Source organism: Bacillus sp. CFBP9009, from assembly GCF_036541465.1.
GTDB lineage: Bacteria > Bacillota > Bacilli > Bacillales > DSM-1321 > Peribacillus.
On record NZ_JAZHFU010000002.1, the window covers coordinates 523,331 to 541,776 of the forward strand.

The 18,446-nt window shown below is 39.1% G+C and carries 14 protein-coding genes and 1 pseudogene; 3 read left to right on the top strand and 12 right to left on the bottom strand.

Translation table 11 applies throughout. The annotated features are described in order from the left end of the window. Window positions 1–726 precede the first annotated feature (726 nt). Window positions 727–1,647 carry a patatin-like phospholipase family protein gene (locus V3595_RS07650; protein ID WP_485906316.1) on the bottom strand — a complete coding sequence of 307 codons (921 nt, stop codon included), beginning with the start codon at window positions 1,645–1,647 and terminating at the stop codon, window positions 727–729. 642 nt (window positions 1,648–2,289) lie between these two features. Between V3595_RS07650 and V3595_RS07655 the strand changes: the two genes are divergently transcribed. After that, window positions 2,290–2,793, top strand: a complete 504-nt coding sequence (locus V3595_RS07655; protein ID WP_485906318.1) for a DinB family protein — start codon at window positions 2,290–2,292, stop codon at window positions 2,791–2,793. A gap of 185 nt (window positions 2,794–2,978) precedes the next feature. On the opposite strand, the gene V3595_RS07660 is transcribed toward V3595_RS07655, so the two are convergent. The 7 genes and pseudogenes from V3595_RS07660 to V3595_RS07690 all read right to left on the bottom strand — a co-directional run bounded on the left by V3595_RS07660 (window position 2,979) and on the right by V3595_RS07690 (window position 9,431). After that, complete coding sequence (locus V3595_RS07660) at window positions 2,979–5,366, bottom strand: heavy metal translocating P-type ATPase (protein ID WP_485906784.1); 2,388 nt, start codon at window positions 5,364–5,366, stop codon at window positions 2,979–2,981. A 103-nt stretch (window positions 5,367–5,469) separates the two neighbouring features. After that, a complete protein-coding gene (copZ, locus tag V3595_RS07665) occupies window positions 5,470–5,676 on the bottom strand; it encodes a copper chaperone CopZ (protein WP_485906319.1) in 207 nt (68 codons plus the stop codon). A gap of 16 nt (window positions 5,677–5,692) precedes the next feature. After that, a complete protein-coding gene (locus V3595_RS07670) occupies window positions 5,693–6,031 on the bottom strand; it encodes a metal-sensitive transcriptional regulator (RefSeq protein WP_101222228.1) in 339 nt (112 codons plus the stop codon). A 437-nt stretch (window positions 6,032–6,468) separates the two neighbouring features. Next, window positions 6,469–6,659 (bottom strand): annotated as a pseudogene (locus V3595_RS07675) (nucleoside transporter C-terminal domain-containing protein); the annotation flags it as partial. A gap of 276 nt (window positions 6,660–6,935) precedes the next feature. Next, entirely contained in the window at window positions 6,936–7,907 is a 972-nt protein-coding gene (locus V3595_RS07680) for a S8 family peptidase (RefSeq protein ID WP_485906321.1), read from the bottom strand. 189 nt (window positions 7,908–8,096) lie between these two features. Then, window positions 8,097–8,360 (bottom strand): dihydrofolate reductase family protein, encoded by a 264-nt coding sequence (locus V3595_RS07685; protein ID WP_485906322.1) that lies wholly within the window; start codon window positions 8,358–8,360, stop codon window positions 8,097–8,099. A 174-nt stretch (window positions 8,361–8,534) separates the two neighbouring features. Beyond that, on the bottom strand, window positions 8,535–9,431 hold the full coding sequence (locus V3595_RS07690) for a LysR family transcriptional regulator (protein ID WP_137017922.1): 897 nt from the start codon (window positions 9,429–9,431) through the stop codon (window positions 8,535–8,537). 137 nt (window positions 9,432–9,568) lie between these two features. Here V3595_RS07690 and V3595_RS07695 point away from each other — a divergent pair, with 137 nt between their 5' ends. After that, on the top strand, window positions 9,569–10,588 hold the full coding sequence (locus tag V3595_RS07695; RefSeq protein WP_485906786.1) for a YeiH family protein: 1,020 nt from the start codon (window positions 9,569–9,571) through the stop codon (window positions 10,586–10,588). Between the two features lie 406 nt (window positions 10,589–10,994). Further along, window positions 10,995–11,171 (top strand): hypothetical protein, encoded by a 177-nt coding sequence (locus V3595_RS07700; RefSeq protein ID WP_485906324.1) that lies wholly within the window; start codon window positions 10,995–10,997, stop codon window positions 11,169–11,171. Window positions 11,172–11,674: 503 nt separating this feature from the next. On the opposite strand, the gene V3595_RS07705 is transcribed toward V3595_RS07700, so the two are convergent. The 4 genes from V3595_RS07705 to V3595_RS07720 form a co-directional block, all read right to left on the bottom strand. Then, window positions 11,675–12,859: an acetyl-CoA C-acetyltransferase gene (locus tag V3595_RS07705; RefSeq protein ID WP_137017923.1), complete on the bottom strand. Its 1,185-nt coding sequence runs from the start codon at window positions 12,857–12,859 to the stop codon at window positions 11,675–11,677. A 196-nt stretch (window positions 12,860–13,055) separates the two neighbouring features. Continuing rightward, window positions 13,056–14,090: a methylmalonyl Co-A mutase-associated GTPase MeaB gene (gene meaB / locus V3595_RS07710; protein ID WP_485906326.1), complete on the bottom strand. Its 1,035-nt coding sequence runs from the start codon at window positions 14,088–14,090 to the stop codon at window positions 13,056–13,058. Next, window positions 14,091–16,271 (bottom strand): methylmalonyl-CoA mutase, encoded by a 2,181-nt coding sequence (gene scpA, locus V3595_RS07715; RefSeq protein ID WP_485906328.1) that lies wholly within the window; start codon window positions 16,269–16,271, stop codon window positions 14,091–14,093. Next, the gene (locus V3595_RS07720) at window positions 16,268–18,364 is read right to left on the bottom strand and encodes a methylmalonyl-CoA mutase family protein (protein WP_485906330.1); all 2,097 of its coding nucleotides are present in this window, start codon (window positions 18,362–18,364) and stop codon (window positions 16,268–16,270) included. Before V3595_RS07720 ends, scpA begins: the two co-directional genes overlap by 4 nt. Between the last annotated feature and the right edge of the window lie 82 nt (window positions 18,365–18,446).

Here is an 18,446-nt window from a genome sequence, read left to right on the forward strand (position 1 = left end):
TTCCATCTCTCCGGAAAGGCTTAGAGACGTTTTTTATTATTTTCCTATAAGGTAAGCAAGCGCTCCTGATACATACGGGACGTCCATAGACGTACCTGATAAAGCAGTATGTAGTTTACCAGATAAGTGGGACATTAATTGTTCGCTTAGCGTTGCTGAATTCACTTTTCTATTGGTATTAAATCTTAATGGAAGCTGGGATGGTTAATGGAGTTTCCACTACTTACTGATAAGCACCCGAAATACTGTTTTCATTTGTTTTGGAGATCCCATCCCTTCGCACATTTACTACAACTATATTTTTTCTCAGTATTTTTTAAAGAGGAATGAAAGGCTGGCTCATCATCCGTTCCTCACAGTGACATTAGGTTCCTCCTATCTCTTCTCCTTTTAGGATCTTTTGAATTTCATAATTTATTGCGGAAACGATTTATTCGATTGATCCATCTCCTGAATCTGGTAAGGGAATTCATTTATGGTATATATTTATTCCAACGTTGTTTTCTTTTTTTAATCTTTTATTTCCGTTTATCCATTTAAAAAATTCTAAAATAATATCTCTTGTTAATTTTTTATGATTTCGCATTTCCATTTATTGCTTTTAAGCTCAAGACAACTATGCCTCATATTAAACTATTGATCGTTAGCTCAATAAGAAAAAGAGCCGTTGTAACAGCTCCTTGTCCCACTCTTTCACCCTTTTGAAACGATAGGGTAATGTTTCTCCTACTTATTTTTTACTCTTTGCATCCGTTTGTGCTTATATTGTTCAAAATCCCACTCAGACAAAAATTCTTTTGCAGAAGTATAGCCTGATTTATAGAGAAAGTCGATTTCATCCTCATTCAGTTCAAAGTCCGTTGCGTTGATGCCGCCAGTAGGAATTTGAATCGTGCGTTCAATCGTTTCTTCGTTCATATGTCGTAAATCATGGGCTTGAAGCATCGTTTTAAATATATTTTTGAAAAGGTGGATTGGCGTTGGTATAACAGGATCTATATTAACTTCATCTTTCACAAAATGGAATCCGAATGTTGGAAAGCGAGGGTTTTCTGTATCGAAAATCCATATTGGGAAGTTACTAAGCAAACCACCATCTAAAATGTAGGATTTTTTCCGGTCTTTTGATTTCCAAATAACCGGACGGAAGAAAAATGGTAGAGAGGCACTCATCATTACGGCAGTTGAAACTTTTAAATCAGCAGGAGACATCCCATAGCGTTCCAAATCATCTGGCAAAATAAGCATCTGACCATTCGAAACATCAGACGCAATTATCTTCAACTTTCCATCTGGAAGATCCGCGAATGTCCTAATCCCTTTTTCTGAAAGAAGAGAATCCACCCACGTTTCCAAATAGTCGTTTTTGAAAATCCCAAGATGAACCAGAAGTTCCAAAAAGAAGCCCAAAATGGGAATTCGGTTCAGAATTGTCCTGCCTCGCATCTTTGAGTAGTTGATTTCACTATACCGTTCTCTAATTTCATTGCTTTTATAGCCACTAGCCAAAAGAGCTGCGATTACTGCTCCTGCTGATGTCCCAGCAAGCCTTTCCCATTCTACTTTTTCCTCTTCCATTGCTTGAATCGCTCCAATAAAAGCAATTCCCCTGACCCCCCCACCTTCAAAAACGGCATCTGCTTTCATTTTTTTTCCACCTCTCGATAAGAGTTATTATAATTATTAACAATAATTTCAAATAAAGCGAATTTTCACACTTTTAAAATCCAAAAAGAAGCCCCGTCAGTTGAAGAATAAAACCGCTTGACATCGATGGTTGGAATTAAAGACGGTTCTATCTTTCTAATAAATTAATTCGCTAACAGTATCTAGATTCTCATGGTTGTGTTTTTCAATCTCTAACACAACTTCTGTAATATCATGTTCTTTGACCTTGCCAGCTTTTCAGGTTGTTCGCATGATTAACCGCACTTCTAGTCTCTGTTTATGCTCTTCAACCCCGATCAATTTGTTGCATATCTATCCATTTTTACTTTTTTATTTTTTACAACTTTTATTATTACATGTCTTTGGACTCTCTACTTGAGAAACCCTTAATCATTTACACAGGCTCTACTGTAATATTATTAAAAGGTGGTAGACTCCCTTAACGCAACTTTGTTTGATGGTAATAAAACGTAAAAACAAAAGTAGGATAGCATCTATTATCATGGTATGTATAAAACGAAGTTTTGCATGGACAAATTATCAGATTAGGAATCAGCTTTTGATAAAGGTATTCTTTAATTTATGTCGAAAACGATATGTAACAACTGAAGGAGTGAAAAAATGGAAAGTATCCGTGCCAAGAAAATGTATGATTACCACGTTTGGGCTAATCAGCAAGTGTTCCAAAACTTAAAACAATTACCGGCAGGAGTCTATGGCGACACGATAAAAAGTGTCTTTTCATCCATCAAGGAAGTCCTTGTTCACCTTTACGCAACAGATATTACCTGGTTGGAGATAATGAAAGGAAGCACAATTCAAGATACTTTTAAGAAGGTTGAACAGCGGCGAAAAGAAGTGGACGGAGTCTCAATAAATGAACTTGAATCCTGCTATGATGAACTTGCAAAGGATTATGACAATTTTCTTACTTCACAGCCTGATCTCGAACGGACGATTGTAACTGAACATCCCAAAATGGGGGTTTGTGAGTTTGTACTTGCTGACCTCGTCCATCATGTAGTGAATCATGGGACCTATCATCGCGGTAATGTGTCAGCGATGCTCCATCAACAAGGCGAGCGTGGCGCACCTACAGATTATGTATTTTACTGTTTAAAATAAACTCGGCATGGCAAGCTCGACGGAACATGATCTCTGTAAACATACTAAAGCACCGCTCATTCCAGATGAAAGCCGATGATCCTCTTGCCAAGGAGTCATCGGCTTTTATTATATGAAAATCCAAACGTTCGTGATATGGTTATAATCAGTCAGTAGCAAAGCTTTCATTATATGTTACATGATTTTTAGAGCTTTACCCGTTGAAGGCGAAGTGCATTCAATACGACTGATACAGAACTGAAGGCCATTGCAGCACCCGCTAACCACGGTGCAAGCAGTCCGATTGCCGCAATTGGTATTCCTATTACATTATAGGCAAAAGCCCAGAATAGGTTTTGTTTGATATTTCTCATCGTTTTCCTGCTCATGAGGATTGCATCTGCAATACTATTCAAATCACCCCGGATCAAAGTGATATCGGCAGCTTCCATGGCTACGTCCGTCCCGGTTCCTATAGCCATTCCTATATCGGCTAGTGCCAGTGCGGGAGCATCATTTATCCCATCTCCGACCATTGCCACTCTTTTTCCGGCGGCCTGCAGTTTTTTCACTTCTTCCGCTTTTCCTTCAGGAAGGACTTCTGCAATCACATGGTCTATGGCGACTTGTTTGCCGATGGCAGTTGCTGTTCTTTGATTATCCCCGGTTATCATGATGACCTGGATATCCATTGCTTTTAACCTTTTAATCGCCGTATGCGAGGTATCTTTTATCGTATCCGCAACGGCAATGAGTCCTGCATATTCCCCTTCAATGCTAGCGAGCATTGCGGTCTTCCCTTGCTCTTCAAGTTCTTCCATCGCTGTTAGCGCCTTAGTAATATCGACGTTATTTTGCTTCAACAATTTACGCGTTCCGACTAATAACACTTTTTGATCCACTACAGCTCTTACCCCATAACCAGGAATCGCTTCAAATTCCTCAACCATAGCAAGTGATATCTGTCTTGCTTGAATCCCTTGAACGATTGATTGCGCAAGAGGGTGTTCAGATTGTTTTTCAGCTGCACCGATTAGAGATAAAAACCGTTCTTCCTCCATACCGTTTTCAATGAGGACATCGGTCAACACTGGGGTACCATTCGTTACTGTTCCCGTTTTATCCAAAATGACCGTATCTATATGGTGAGTGGTTTCCAAGTGTTCCCCGCCTTTAAATAAAATCCCGAATTCGGCAGCCCGACCTGATCCTGCCATGATCGATGTAGGAGTGGCTAGACCTAAAGCACATGGACAGGCTATGACTAGCACTGCAATCATCGCTTCAAAAGCCGGGGTGAATTCTCCAGGGTTAACCCATATCATCCAAACCAGAAAAGTTAAAAGGGCGATCCCTACAACAATTGGAACGAAGACACCGGAAATTTGGTCAGCAAGACGTTGAATCGGAGCTTTGGAACCTTGAGCATCTTCAACCACTTTGATGATTTGGGAAAGAGCTGTATCCCTTCCAATCTTTGTCGCTTTCATTTTCAGAAACCCATTCTTATTCAATGTTGAACCGATTACAGTATCCCCGTTTGTTTTATCCACCGGAATGCTCTCACCCGTTAACATGGATTCATCGACTGCAGAGTTCCCTTCGACTACTTCCCCATCGACAGGTATCTTTTCACCCGGCTTCACCAAAATCGTATCTCCTACGATGACATCTTCAAGTGGTATTTCCCGTTCTTCCCCATTCCTTAAAACCAATGCCGTTTTGGCCTGAAGCCCCATCAATTTTTTGATGGCCTCTGAAGAACGTCCTTTTGCTTTTGCTTCAAACAGCTTTCCTAAAAGTATGAGGGTGATAAGAATCGAACTAGTTTCGAAATAAAGCTGTGCTGTATTGTGATGGGATCCCATCGAAATAATCGCCTGATAAACACTGTAAAAATAGGCAGCGGATGTTCCCATTGCGACCAATACATCCATATTGGCACTTTTATTTTTCAATGCTTTATAAGCCCCAACATAAAACTGCCTTCCAATCAGAAATTGCACGGGGGTCGCGAATGCCATTTGCACCCAAGGATTCATTAGTAAATCAGGCATATAGATAAACGAAGTAAAACTAAAATGGCTTACCATCGCCCATAACAATGGAAACGATAATACGACCGAAATGATGAAATTATTCTTTTGTTTTTGAATTTCTTTTTGACGGAAATCCACGGAATCCATATTATCTTCCTTGATGACCGCCCCATACCCCAGCTTCTTCACCCGTTGAATGATGTCAGCTGGTGAGGCTTCGGATGGATCATATTCGACGGTTGCATTTTCGAGCGCAAAATTCACAGTGGCCACGCTTACTCCATCCAACTTATTTAACCCTTTTTCAATTCGGTTAGCACAAGCCGCACAGGTCATGCCAGTAATCGTAAATTCCCTTTTCTCTTTTACTACATCATAACCAAGATCTTGAATTTTCTTTTCAAAGTCCTTGTTGCTTAATTTTTCCGAATCATATTTAATGACCGATTTCTCAAGAGCCAAATTAACGGTGGCTTCCTCAACGCCTTCCATTTTGTTTAACCCTTTTTCAATTCGGTTAGCACAGGCAGCGCAAGTCATTCCCGTAATCTGCATACTTGTTTCTTTTATTTGGCCGCTCACATCATCCCCGCCTTCCTATACCACTATGGGGTATATTTTTTTGTAAAAAAGAAGTGCTTAACAGCACTCTCATAACTTACTCGACATCATAGCCTTGATCATCGATTGTTTCTTTTATTTTCTCAAGTGATACTTTTTCCTTATCAAACGCTACATCCACTTTTCCTGCATCCAAATGCACTTTTACACTTTCAACACCTTCAAGTTTCCCTACATTCCCTTCAACTGCATTCACACAATGACCACAAGACATTCCACTTACATTCAATGTTACATTTTCCATTTCAACCACTACTCCTTTATTTTTTCATTAATTTTTGTATCGTTACAAGCACTTCATCTATAACCTCTGTATCCCCTTCATTCAGGCGTTCAACCACACAATTCCTTAGATGCCCTTCCAGTAAGATCTTGGCCACACTATTCATCGCGCTTTGTGTAGCTGCTATTTGGGTGATCACATCATCACAGTAGGTATCTTTTTCAATAAGACCCTTTATACCGCGAATTTGACCTTCAATTCGATTTAACCGGGTCGTTAAATTCTTTTTTACTGCTTCTGAGTGATGACTCTTTCGGCCGTGGGAAGAGGTCGTACAGCATTCTTCTTCATTCATCGTTTCTTGCCCATTCATCATTTCATCCATTAACCATCCCTCCTCGAAAATTAATATACCATACCCTCCTATCCTATGCAAAGAGAAAAGCTATTGTGTCAATATTTCTTTATTCTTTGCTTTTTAAGTATATCTATTCCTTAGTCTGTTTAACAAGACTACACACAAAATACCCCATGCGAAGCTAAACAAAAAAGGATGAACTACATGAGTCTACTAAGGATGCAAATAAAAACACTCATCTCCGGAGAAATGAGTGTTTTTGGATCTTAATACCCTACGCTAGCATAATCCCGATAAAGTTTAACGGATTTCAATTTTTTAGTTGGTTTTCTGTTTTAAAATTGCATAGTTAACACACCGAAATTAATAGATATGTTTGTTTTCAAATAAAGGATGTTCTTACTCCACACCTTTTAGTTGAATACACAAAAAAGTAATAGATTTTTTATTGGTTATCAAACAAATAATCCAACAATCATAGCACTTAACAAGGAGACAGCCATGCCGCTAAGCAACAGCTTCCAAACATTCCTTCCGATAATGTGCGATTTTTCATCATCGAAGATAGAATTGAACGTACCATAAATCAAATCATGCCAACTGTACTGAAATTGGCAAATGAGGTGAGATACGTAACTGTCACTGCGTTCCTTTATTCGATTCCAGAGTGCCAGAGAAATATAGAAAGTTATAAGTAGGAGGCTACTGCAGAGTTCAAACTTTGAAGAAGCTTTTTAGGTTTAATAATATTTCAGCTTGTTAGACCTAGAGTTTTATTTTCATAGTAGTTTAATAAGCAATAAATTTTTTCCAAAAAAACCTTAGTTAACTCCCAGAGGGTTTGTATCACTTTGTATCCGAGTTCCTAACACAATATGCAATGAAATTAGGATCATATACTTTTCTGTTCTCTATCTTAAGGCTACCTAAACTCCCTTAAAACTTTTTTTATATTTTCTAATTTCTGGTGATTTAGTTTCAGCATTCCATGCCCTTCTTGAGTCTTTGGTTTGCCCAGCGAAACTGTATTATTTAAGAGTTCATTAAATTCTTCTAACTCTGTTAATTTACGGCCAAGTATTGTTTCAAATTTATTTATCAAAAGCGCAACAGCCCCTGACACATGTGGGGCAGCCATGGATGTACCTGATAAGACGGCAAATTGGTTACCAGGAAAGGTTGATATCACTTTCTCCCCAGGGGCTACTAAATCCACTTCACCATTAGAATTACTAAATCTGGAAATGCGTTCACGCTGGTTAACTGAGCCTACTGCCACAACTTCCGGATATGCAGCTGGATAACTGTACTCGTTTGTTTCGGCCTTACCATCGCCTTCATTTCCCGCGGCACACACGACCATTATATTAGATTGAACGGCGTTTATAATCGACGAATGTAAGGCCGGATCATCATCCGGTCCCCCTAATGACATCGAGATAACCCGTACTTTTTCGTCATTAGGACCTGTCCAATTGACAGCGTAATTAATAGCTGACGTAATGTTTTCTGTTGTTCCTTCTCCTGATCCATTTAAAACCTTAAGTACCAGCAACTTCGCTTTAGGAGCTGCACCTACAACTCCAAAACCATTTTCTGCTGCTGCAATGGTTCCGCAAACATGAGTCCCGTGTCCGTTATTATCGGCAAATTTGACAGGATCACCATAATAATCGTCCGTGAAATTATATCCACCAATAATTTGACCAATTAAATCAGGGTGATCTGACTGGCATCCTGTATCGATTACGGCTACTACTATGTTCTCACCCTTAAACCCTTCTCTCCAAATAGAGCGTGCACGAATCATTCTAATACCTCGTGGAACTTCCAAGGTATTTTCTGTTATTCCTTCTACTTGGAAGGGTACTAATTGAACATTTGGCAATTCCATCCTCTCCCTTCATATTAACCCTAAGACGGGCAGAAACACCTCCTTTTGTAATAACAATTGAGGGGAATCCACACTTAAAACCCGTTTAGGAACGCTGAATCCAATAACATTGATTACAGCCTTTCTTTATCCTATGAATGGAGACAAGCTTTTGCTATAAACCTTAGTCTAATTTGAAATTTTAGTTTACTAAAACAAAATACATTTAACAGATTTAGAAAATACATAATTTTTATAATCACTATAAGCATAATTCATGTCAAATCCACGAATGACATCATAAGTTCCTTTTCCCATAACAACAGTGTCAATTATTCCCAGGAGTGAATTGTAGCCAGAATCTCCTTTTACTTCTGTTGATTCTAACCACTCCGATGTACCATCATCATTTGCAATATAACCATCAATTGAAGTACCAATGTATAGAATAATGTTACGCTGTTTTTTCATCAACCAACTGATCCTATATTCTTACTCATAGAACCCCCCCCCCGTCAATTCTCATTACACCGATTGAAACATAAAAAACCCCGGATAAGGGACACTTTTTTATGTGTGACCGTTATCGGGGGTATAGTTCAAAGAGCTTTGTCTTTTTTTATATTTTTTTTAATTTATAAAATAGAGCTATTGCAATAATTGGTTCTTTAGATATTTTTCTATTAACTCAATAAATAAGTTCATAGATTTGGTATGCAATTCCACAGATTCTGTTATAACTGAAAAATTTCTTTTTATCGGTGTCCCTTTTACATTTAATACTTGAATGGTACCAAGCATTCTTTCTTTTTTCACAGTAAGTTCAGATAAGTAACTAATGCCAAGCCCGGCTTCAACTGCTTCTTTTATAAGTTGTGTGCTGCCGAACTCCATTAACTTGGAAGGACGTATTTGTAAAGATTGAAATAATGTTTCTGTTGCCTCTCTTGTACCAGAACCTTCTTCACGGACAATCCAATTCTCTTGTTCTATCTGTCTCCGTGTAACTTCCTTATTGAAATAAATTGGATATTTACCTCCTGCCACGATATACATTTGGTCGGTGGAAACGGATTTTATATATATATTTCGAAGAGAAATTTCCCCCTCTACAATTCCTACATCAATCTCATGACTTGTGATTGCTTTGGCAATATCCCTTGTGTTGCCAATCTGTACCGAAGGAAAGATATTAGGAAATAGGTTTTTCATTCTCGCAAGTATATGTGGTAATACATACTCTCCAAAGGTATAGCTGGCACCAATTTTTAATGGTCCTGTTGGCTCGTTATTTAATTCATTCACTAACATTGACATTCGTTTATATAAACCTGTTATTTCTTTAGCATGTAAATAGACTATTTCTCCTGCTTTAGTTAGCTGGACAGATTTGTTTGTTCGCAGAAGTAATTTTGCACCTACATGTTTTTCCAATTGCTGAATTTGCTGGCTGACTGCAGGCTGAGTCATATGAAGCTCTTCCGCTGCTCTGGAAAAGTTTCTTTTATCAGCTACAGATATAAATACAGATAATTGTTGATCCATATGTTCCCCTTCTCACTATCGTATTTACTTATTATAACTATAATAATCATTTATTTTCCTTATTGTAAAACATTAGTTACGATAAATTATAAATAATCCAAATAAGGGGTTGAAAAACATTGGAACAAAAAGCGTTAATAACTCCCAGTCCAAAGCAAAAAAAAGCGACAAAAAAGCTAAATGTTTCTTTGATTTCTGGAATTGGTTTTACATTGATCATAGCCGTGTTAGGTTTTATTTTGGCAGCGTTGCCAGGTCTAAATCATATTGGACCTCTTGCGTGTGCCATTTTACTAGCTGTGGTTTATAGACAGGTTTTTGGATATCCAAAAAAATTACGTACTGGTATTCAATTTTCATCAAAAAAACTATTGAGATTTGCCATCATACTTTATGGATTAAAGCTAAACATGATTGTGATATTCCAACAGGGTTTCCCTCTATTGCTAAGAGGGACAATAACGATCATTTTTTCAATTGTTGTTCTGATGATCATTGCAAAATGGCTGAAGGCAGATTTTAATCTTTCTTTATTATTAAGTGTCGGCACAGGCATTTGTGGTGCGGCTGCCATCGCGGCCGTATCGCCAATTATTAAAGCAAAAGATGAAGATACGGCTATGGGAGTAGGAATCATCGCATTAGTCGGTACAGTGTTTTCAATATTCTATACGTTAATATATCCTTCTTTATCAATTGGTCCTATGAACTACGGAAATTGGGTTGGAATCAGCCTGCACGAGATAGGCCATGTTGCATTAGCTGCTGCCCCGGCAGGACAGGATGCTCTTGCTCACGCATTACTTGCCAAACTTACACGAGTATTCCTATTAATTCCGGTTTGCTTTATCCTCATGCTTTGGATGAAAAAGAAAGGAAAAATAGAAGGGGAGGCAAGATTCGAGTTTCCATGGTTTTTAATTGGCTTTATCGTTATGAGTTTCGTGGGAAGCTATATCATTGGTAATAAGGTATTGGTATCACAAAAAGTGATGTCTTATATTTCAGACTTCACATCATTTATGTTAACAATGTCAATGACTGGATTAGGATTAAATATTTGCTTGAAAGAATTACGTACAAAAGCGATACGTCCACTTATTGCCATTATTATTACATCAGTTCTTTTATCATCGTTATCGTATATTAGTCTTTAACAAAGAATAAAAGTGTGAATTTTTACACACTGCAATACATATATGTCCGTCAGAACATGTTCAAACCGAATATTTTTTTCTTTATTTAACTCATTATAGATGCATGGATCATAGCAAAATCATAATTTTCCTTGTTATAAATTTCGAATAATATCTGAAGGTTTTTGCCCAACTAACTCAAATTCAAATGTTATTTCACTATTTTTCGAATTAAACTTTACCATGATTTCTTGAAGTATACCTTCGATAGTGGGAGTAACTCCTAGTTTTGAACGGATTACCGCACGATTGCTTACAAAGTCTTAACAGGTCATTTCAATGCATTCCAGTCGTCATATTTTTAAGCATAAAATTAAAATATTTAGGTATTAATAATTACGTTAATCTGATAAAAAAGGAGATGATTATGAGTATGATTGATAACCCATTGAATAAAGATAATGACGAAACCTCTGTAGAGTCAGTTGAAGGTGAAGCTGCTATCAACTCTCCTAATGGGCAATCCGAAGCCCCTCCATTAAATCAGTCAAAAAATCCTGAATTCGATCTTTTCGGCACAGGATTAAATGGGTATCTGTTTTAATTCAAAAAAAAATCACTAAATCAAAACCCATTATTAGTAAGACAAGTTTTATCAACTTACTATAGATGACATATCTAAGTATATAGATATAAGTAAGGCTACTCAGGACGAGTCGTTATCTTATGTCGAACTCTTCCAAAAAAATCAATTATATGATCTTAAAGAAGCTTATCCATACTTGTTTGACAAAAGACCTATAAAAACTCACAATCTTGCTGGCATACATTTTTTATTATTGTTAACCTCTGTGCAGTTCAATTAAAAGTAACAAATGCGGAATCAAACTAATAGTCTAAATCATCAACTTTGATTATTAAAGCTTAAAGGACCATCTGAGATGGTCCTTTAAGCTTGTATGCCTACCATTGCAATTATATTGTTAGAAACATTGAATCTCAATATCCTTTCATCTATGAGTTATGAGGCTGCTCCAAATAATTTATGTCTGAATTGTAGCTGTAAACTATCCATAACCATCACCTCGTTTTATTTTATTCACATGTTCATAGAGCCTCAATGATTACTGAGATTCCTTGTCCTCCTCCAATACAGAGGGAGGCTAGTCCAAACTTCTTTCCTCGATTCCTTAACTCTTGGGCCAATGAATATATAATTCTAGCTCCACTGGCCCCAACTGGATGACCTAATGCGATTGCTCCACCATTGACGTTTACTTTTTCCCGTTTCAATCCAAGCTCTCTCTCTACTGCAAGATACTGGGCAGAGAATGCTTCATTGATTTCGAACAAATCGATATCTTCAATATTGAGTCCTACTTTCCGTAAAGCTAATTGACTAGCAGGAACTGGTCCAATGCCCATAATATTTGGGTCTACCCCCGCAATCCCCCAGGATATGATTCTTGCCAGTGGTTTCACATTGTGATTGTTTTGTAGGAAGGATTCACTTCCAAGTATTAAGGCAGCTGCCCCATCATTAATACCACTGGCATTACCTGCCGTTACGGTCCCATCCTTTTTAAAGGCTGGTTTCAGTTTCGCTAATGCTTCAATTGAAGCATTATGGCGAATATGTTCATCTTCTAAAATGGTTATTTCCTTTCCTTTTTTGGTGAATATCGTGACAGGGGAAATCTCTTGTTGAAATCGCCCCGTCAGTTGGGCCTTTGCTGATTTTTGGTGTGATTGGACAGCCAAACTATCTTGATCGTCTCGGGTTAGTTCATATTTTTCAGCAAGAGTTTCCGCTGTTACTCCCATCCCACACCCTATATATTCATCGCTCAAAGTCGCCCAAAGCATGTCGTCCATTTGTGGAGCCTGTAAACCCGTACCAAAGCGGACATCTCGTAATACGTGAGGAGATTGGCTCATATTTTCCGTGCCCAGGGCTAAGGCAACATCAGCATCCTTTAAAATAATCGACTGAGCTGCCGATACGACTGCTTGCAATCCAGAACCGCATAAACGATTGAGAGTTAAAGCGGGGCTCTCGATTGGAACCCCAGCTTTCAAAGCAATATGCCTGGATAGGTAGGAAGCATTTTTCGAAGTATGTATCACATTCCCTGCAAAAACATGCTCAACCTCATCAACTGAAATATTACTTTTTTCAATGGCACCTTTACTTGCGATAACTCCAAGATCGATGGCAGAAACATCCTTTAATACCCCTCCAAAACTCCCGAATGGCGTCCTGGCTCCACCTAAAATATAAACATGACTCATAATTCATTCTCCTTTATTGAAGGTTGTTTGACTCGATTTTTCCATTTTTATTTTACCTTCTGATTTTATACCGTTATTGGGACATGATATTAATCAACGGTATATTTTATATTTTAAATGTTCCGTTAATTAACTTTAAACGTCAAAATAAATGTTGCAGGAGTACAATTGATTGCGTACCCATTCCTTCTTTTTCCTATCCATTTTCATCATAAATATTGAATAATTGTTGGACTGCGAGTGTGGGAGAAGTATGGCCGTTAAAAAGCAATCCTTCCATTTTAGTCATGTTTTTTTTCATCGATGGATTACCATAAAATCTCGCCTTTAATTGGTCCTCTATCATAGAATGAACCCAGTCAATCATTTGTTCTTTTCTTCTTTTTCCAAAGAATCCATTCCTACTGGTAACTTGTTTATATTTCTGAATGACCTTCCAAATGTGAGATACGCCTTCCCCTGTTAAGGCAGACACAGTAAATGCTTTGGTTTCCCAACCCTTGGTAATTGGCTGTAAGAAATGAAGGAGGCGATTGTATTCCACCTTTGCATTCATGGCAGCTTTTTTGTTTTCGCCATCCGCTTTATTAATGAAAATAGCATCAGCTAATTCCATCACCCCTTTTTTCATTCCTTGTAGCTCATCCCCTGCACCAGTCAGCATAATAACTAGGAAAAAATCCACCATGGACCGGACGGTTATTTCACTTTGGCCGACTCCGACGGTTTCGACGATTATTACGTCATACCCTGCTGCCTCACAAATAAGAAGGGTTTCACGGCTTTTTCTAGTGACCCCTCCTAACGTCCCACTTGACGGTGATGGTCGAACATATGCATGTGGGTGGCGAGAAAGATGTTCCATTCGTGTTTTGTCACCTAGAATACTTCCTCTAGATACACTGCTAGTTGGGTCAATGGCTAATACCGCTACACGGTGATTTTGCTCACAGAGCATCATACCAAAGGATTCAACTAACGTGCTCTTACCAGCCCCAGGAACGCCTGTAAAGCCGATTCGAATTGATTTTCCTGTATATGGCATCAGTTCTTTCAGTACTTTTTGTGCCATTTCCATGTGTTTGGGTAAATTGCTTTCAATTAAGGTGATCGCTTGAGCAATAATTGCACGATTTCCATTCATCACACCCTGCACATAATAATCAACCGTAAGGTGTCTTCGTCTTTGCGATAAGAGTTGCTTGGATTGAATGCTTTCTTTTTCTGTCATTTAAGTGACCAATCCGAGACGACGATTTAATTCTTCAATAACCTGTTGTGCGGCAATCGGGATAACCGTTCCTGGTCCAAATATTGCAGCTGCTCCTTTTTCTATTAAGTAACTGTAATCTTGAGCAGGAATAACACCGCCAATCACGACGGCAATATCTTCACGGCCTAAACGTTTCAGCTCTTCCACGATTTGGGGAAGTAATGTTTTATGACCAGCAGCAAGAGAGCTCATCCCTAGAACATGTACATCATTTTCCACGGCCTGTAAGGCTGCTTCCTTTGGGGTTTGGAATAAGGGACCAATATCAACATCAAAACCAAGGTCTGCAAATGCAGTCGAAATCACTTTAGCTCCACGGTCATGTCCGTCCTGTCCCATCTTGGCAATCATAATTCGAGGGCGCCGGCCTTCGTTCTCTTCAAATTGATCGGACATTTCACGGACAATTTTCACTTGTTCCTCTTCCCCAAACTCTGCACTGTACACTCCGCTAATCGAACGAATAACTGCTGAATGTCTCCCTACTACTTGTTCGTATGCATTCGAAATTTCTCCTAGGCTCGCTCTAGCGCGAGCTGCATCTACCGCTAGTTCTAAGAGGTTTCCTTCTCCAGTTTCAGCCGCTTTTGTAAACGCTTGAAGTGCTGCTTCTACCTTTGCTTTATCTCTTTCTGCCCGGAGCTGCTCTAAGCGGCGAACTTGCGCTTCACGGACAGCTGTATTATCAATATCTAAAATCTCAAGAGGGTCCTCTTTTTCTAAACGGTATTTATTCACTCCAATGATCGATTCTTTACCAGAATCAATATGCGCTTGTCTTCTAGCAGCCGCTTCTTCGATTCTCATCTTTGGCAGGCCTGTTTCAATGGCTTTTGCCATTCCGCCAAGCGCTTCGATTTCTTCAATATGTTCCCAGGCTTTTTCAAGTAAGTCAGCTGTAAGTGACTCCACGTAATAGGAGCCGCCCCATGGGTCCAATACGTTAGTTATCCCCGTTTCATCCTGAAGGTATAGTTGGGTATTTCGAGCTATTCGGGCAGAAAAATCGGTCGGTAAGGCAATCGCCTCATCCAGTGCGTTCGTATGTAGTGATTGTGTATGACCAAGAGCTGCAGCCATCGCTTCAATACATGTACGTGAAACATTATTGAATGGGTCTTGCTCTGTTAAGCTCCATCCAGATGTTTGCGAATGGGTTCGAAGTGCTAACGACTTCTCATTTTTCGGGTAAAACCTTTTCATTAGCTTCGCCCAAATTAAACGAGCTGCGCGCATTTTAGCCACTTCCATATAGTAATTCATTCCGATTGCCCAGAAGAAGGAAAGACGTGGAGCAAATCGATCAATATCAATCCCTGCTTTTAAACCCGTTTTGACATACTCTAATCCATCTGCAAGGGTATAGCCCAACTCTATATCGGCCGTAGCCCCCGCTTCTTGCATATGATAACCGGAGATGCTAATTGAATTAAATTTCGGCATATGCTTGGATGTGTATTCAAAGATATCTGCTATAATTTTCATTGACGGTTCTGGAGGATAAATGTACGTATTACGAACCATATATTCTTTTAATATATCATTTTGTATTGTTCCAGAAAGCTTCTCTTGGGGAACTCCTTGTTCTTCAGCTGCCACGATGTAAAAAGCCATGATTGGCAGGACAGCTCCGTTCATCGTCATTGAAACAGACATTTGGTCTAATGGGATTCCATCAAACAAAATCTTCATGTCTAGTATGGAATCAACGGCAACGCCGGCTTTTCCCACATCGCCAACGACTCTAGGATGATCCGAATCATACCCACGATGTGTAGCTAAATCAAACGCAATCGAAAGCCCTTTTTGTCCTGCAGCTAAGTTTCTGCGGTAAAACGCATTACTTTCTTCCGCCGTAGAAAAGCCAGCATATTGACGAACCGTCCAAGGTTGTGATTTATACATAGCTAGGTAGGGACCTCGAAAGAATGGTGCGATCCCCGCCACATAATCCAAATGATTCATTCCTATTGTGTCCATATTTGTGTAAAGAGGCTTTACATCAATTTTTTCATAAGTCGGAAAAGCTAAATTATCAAAATGCATTCCAGAAAGTTCCTCGGCATGTTTACTCCACTCGCTAAATTCTCCTTCTATTTCATCTGTATATGCTACTTGGGTAAAATCTGGTTTTGTCATGGAACAGGCACTCCTTTCTCCTGTAGAAGTTGACTTAATATGTCATAGCAATTGGAGCCAACATGAACAAATTCAGTTATTCCAGCCTCTTTAAATCTGACTTCATCTACTTCGCTAGGCTTTCCTGCTAATAATACGGTTATTTGTGCATCCGTTTTTTTAATAGACATTGCAAGTGGAATGGCAGCTTGTTGATAGTCTTCATCTTTTCCACAAATGATGACATAATCTGCCATGGACGCAACGATTGCCTCGGCTGCCTCATTTATAGAACCAAATCCATTGTTTTGAATAACTTCGAAACCCCCTACTTCAAAAAATCCTGTAGCAAAATCTGCTCGCACTTTATGATCTGAAATAGGTCCTAAGTTTGCTAGAAATACAATTGGTCGATTTCCAGTTTTCTCTGCCATTTCATCAATGGATTGACGAAGTTCTTCAAACTGAAGTGCACCTCTGGTTGGCTTGATTGCTTTAACACAAACCGCAGCTTCTGACTTCCTACCTGTTGCTTTGGCTATTTCACCTAATGATGCACCTTGTTTTGCTGCTTGGATCGCGGTCTCTGTTTTATTTGAGCATACGGCTAAACTTCCTACCGCTATATGTGCTCGGCCTACTACTTGATTAATATGATCATTAATTTGGAGCGTTTCATTTAACGCTATCCAATCTACCTCTTTTTCTGCCAAATTCACATACATATTGGTACCAACGAATATATCTTTTCGGTGAGCGATGTTCCTCACTCGCTTTGAAGCTGTTTGTTGAACCACATTTTGTGGGAATTCTTTTATTAATGACTGGAAAATCCCACCTTTTCGCTCTGTTTCCTGGAAAAGTCCCCATGCCTTTTTGGCAACCTCATTTGTCAGTACTTCAACGTACCAAGAGCCACCGGCTGGATCGATTGTCCTCGCAATATGAGCTTCTTCTTTTAAAATAATGGAGGCATTCCGTGCAATTCGTCGTGAAAAAGCGGTGGACTTTTGAATCGCTTCATCAAAGCAACTAACATGAATACTGTCAGCTCCACCGACTGCTGCAGAAAATGCTTCTGTTGTAGCACGCAGCATATTCACATAGGGATCAAAAACAGTTTTTGTCCATGCAGATGTTCTTGCATGCATCGTCATCTTCTGGGCTTCTTCATTCCCACCAAACGTTTCTACAATTCTGGCCCAAAGAGTTCTTGCGGCCCGAAGTTTGGCAATTTCCATAAAATAACCGGAACCGATTGAGAACGAAAAACGGATACTGCTGGCGGCTTTATTTATATCAATTCCTTGGGAAGTTAGTGCTTGTAAATATTCGACACCTGTTGATAATGAAAAAGCTAATTCTTCAACCGCACTGCTTCCACCGTCATGATAGACATTTCCATGGATTAGAACTGTTTGTAAATGGGGGGTATTCTCATTTGCCCATTTTGTTATGTCGGCCATCAATGTATAACAATCTTCCAACTCGTAAGCCAATGTTCCCTTTGCTACCAGTTCCGCGACTGGATCCATTCCTATACACCCATGTAATTCCTCCACTTGTCGTCCTGACTGTTCTAGATGAGCGATAATCAAAGCAAGGATTGGCAATGAATTGGCCCCAGCACCTACGTGAATAGGAACATTTCCAAAGTCAATGTCTTTTAGTGCATCGGCTATATCGGTTACCCCTGAAATCGATAGTCCTGCTTTCCCTACTTCTGAACTAGCTTCACTCGCATTTATCCCACGTTTCGTTGGTGTATCAAGGACTATATTTAATGAGGTTTGCCCCTTGCTAAGGTCATGCCGTGCTACTTTATTAAAAGAAGTGGGTATTCCAACATTGATTTCCTGATTGATTTCCCATCCATTTATAAGCGTTTTAGTGCCGCGAGTAAAAGGAGCCATACCTGGCAAAGACTGCAGAAAAGGAAGATTGGCGGCATCTTCCTTTCGATACATCGGCTGAAGTAAAATTCCTTCATATGTTTCTGTAATGAGTCTTTTTTCAAAAGAAGCCCCTTTTAAAGATTTTTCTGTTAGGTCACGCCACTGTTCATAACTTGGGATCTCAAATTCTGAAAATTCGCCCACTATTTTTTTATCCATTTTAAGTTGCGGTAAGCATCAATCACCATGCTATCGCTCTCTCCCTTCTATACCATTTTACGGTAGGCGTTTTTTCATTTGT

What these genes read in the sequence shown, in the direction of transcription:
- V3595_RS07705 (WP_137017923.1), bottom strand. Translation starts at nt 12,859, where the DNA reads ATGAGTCATGTTTATATTTTAGGTGGAGCCAGGACGCCATTCGGGAGT.
- V3595_RS07660 (WP_485906784.1), bottom strand. Translation starts at nt 5,366, where the DNA reads ATGCAGATTACGGGAATGACTTGCGCTGCCTGTGCTAACCGAATTGAA.
- V3595_RS07700 (WP_485906324.1), top strand. Translation starts at nt 10,995, where the DNA reads ATGAGTATGATTGATAACCCATTGAATAAAGATAATGACGAAACCTCT.
- V3595_RS07690 (WP_137017922.1), bottom strand. Translation starts at nt 9,431, where the DNA reads ATGGATCAACAATTATCTGTATTTATATCTGTAGCTGATAAAAGAAAC.
- scpA (WP_485906328.1), bottom strand. Translation starts at nt 16,271, where the DNA reads ATGACAAAACCAGATTTTACCCAAGTAGCATATACAGATGAAATAGAA.
- V3595_RS07680 (WP_485906321.1), bottom strand. Translation starts at nt 7,907, where the DNA reads ATGGAATTGCCAAATGTTCAATTAGTACCCTTCCAAGTAGAAGGAATA.
- V3595_RS07720 (WP_485906330.1), bottom strand. Translation starts at nt 18,364, where the DNA reads ATGGATAAAAAAATAGTGGGCGAATTTTCAGAATTTGAGATCCCAAGT.
- V3595_RS07650 (WP_485906316.1), bottom strand. Translation starts at nt 1,647, where the DNA reads ATGAAAGCAGATGCCGTTTTTGAAGGTGGGGGGGTCAGGGGAATTGCT.
- V3595_RS07670 (WP_101222228.1), bottom strand. Translation starts at nt 6,031, where the DNA reads ATGATGAATGGGCAAGAAACGATGAATGAAGAAGAATGCTGTACGACC.
- V3595_RS07655 (WP_485906318.1), top strand. Translation starts at nt 2,290, where the DNA reads ATGGAAAGTATCCGTGCCAAGAAAATGTATGATTACCACGTTTGGGCT.
- copZ (WP_485906319.1), bottom strand. Translation starts at nt 5,676, where the DNA reads ATGGAAAATGTAACATTGAATGTAAGTGGAATGTCTTGTGGTCATTGT.
- meaB (WP_485906326.1), bottom strand. Translation starts at nt 14,090, where the DNA reads ATGACAGAAAAAGAAAGCATTCAATCCAAGCAACTCTTATCGCAAAGA.